Source organism: Roseomonas sp. TS2, from assembly GCF_058833935.1.
This window is the reverse complement of the sequence record NZ_JCACVY010000346.1, coordinates 1-1,444: the sequence shown is the minus strand read 5'-3', so window position 1 is coordinate 1,444 and position 1,444 is coordinate 1. Positions and strand designations below refer to the sequence as shown.

Genomic DNA, 1,444 nt, shown 5'->3' with positions numbered 1-1,444 from the left:
GAACGGTAGCCGATCGCAAAACCTGGGATAAGTCAAAAAATAGATAACCGCTTTGCCATCTTCGCGAGCGAGGCGAGCCGAATCGCCATTCCCCCGCCGCGCCCGATCTGCTCTAACGCCCGGCCCTCGAACGGCCCGGGCATGCACCATGTCGGACATCATCGGCATCGACTTCGGCACCACGAACAGCGTCATCGCCCTGCGCGACGGGGAGGGGCGGGTGGCGACGGTGCGCTACCAGGTGGGCGGCAAGGTGCTGGACACCTTCCGCTCCCTGCTCTGCTTCTGGGCGGAGGAGACCGGCCCCTCGCGCGGGAAGCTGCAGCACGCCGCCGGCCCGCACGCCATCGAGGCCTATCTGGACGACCCGCTCGGCAGCCGGCTCATCATGTCGATGAAGAGCTACCTGGCCAGCCGCAGCTTCACCGAGACCCGCATCTTCGGCCGGAGCTACGGGCTGGAGGAGCTGATCTCGCTGTTCCTGCGCGCGCTGGCGGGGCATGCCATGGGCGGCGCCGCGCTGGGTGCCGCGCAGGTGGTGGCGGGGCGGCCGGTGCGCTTCGTGGGCGAGCAGGCGGATGACGCGCTGGCCGAGCGCCGGCTGCGCTCCGCCTTCGCCGGCGCCGGCTGGGAATCGCTCGACTTCGCGCTGGAGCCCGAGGCGGCGGGGCACCGCTTCGCCGCCGGGCTGGACGGGGCCGCGCATGTGCTGGTGGGCGATTTCGGCGGCGGCACCAGCGACTTCTCGCTGCTGCGCTACGAGCCGGGCGCGGCGCGGCGCGTCACCGCGCTGGGCCATTCCGGCGTCGGCATCGCCGGAGACGCCTTCGACTACCGGATCATCGACAACGTGGTTTCGCCGCGCCTCGGCAAGGGCGGCAGCTACCGGGTGATGAGCACGGCGCTGCCGGTGCCGCCCAGCTTCTACACCAGCTTCGCCCGCTGGCACCGGCTCTCGCTGATGCGCGCGCCGCGCACCCTGCGCGAGATCGGCGAGGTGGCGCGCGCCGCCGACCATCCGGAGCAGCTGCACCACCTGATCCGGCTGGTGGAGGACGAGGCGGGCTATGCGCTCTACCAGGCCGTCTCCGGCGTGAAGGCGGCGCTCTCCGGCGCCGAGGTGGCGGTGCTGCGCTTCCGCCACGGCGGCTTCGCGCTGGAGGAGACGGTGCGGCGGGCGGATTTCGAGGCCTGGATCGCGCCCGAGCTGGCGCAGTTCGGCGGGGCGGTGGACCAGGCCCTGGCCGAGGCCGGGCTGCCGGCGGGGGCGGTGGACCGCGTCTTCCTCACCGGCGGGTCATCCCTGGTGCCGGCGGTGCGGCGGCTGTTCGAGGCACGCTTCGGCGCCGAGCGGGTGGCGCATGGCGGCGAGTTCGTCTCGGTCGCCGAGGGGCTGGCGCTGATCGGCGCGGAGCGGGTGGCGGCCTAGCCGGCCTCCCACTCC

The 1,444-nt window shown here is 72.9% G+C and carries 1 protein-coding gene; it reads left to right on the top strand.

Annotated features, from left to right (window positions below; translation table 11 throughout):
- The first annotated feature begins 148 nt into the window (after nucleotides 1-148).
- Nucleotides 149-1,429, top strand: a complete 1,281-nt coding sequence (locus tag ACZJYS_RS24280) for an Hsp70 family protein (RefSeq protein WP_493180641.1) — start codon at nucleotides 149-151, stop codon at nucleotides 1,427-1,429.
- Nucleotides 1,430-1,444: the final 15 nt, after the last annotated feature.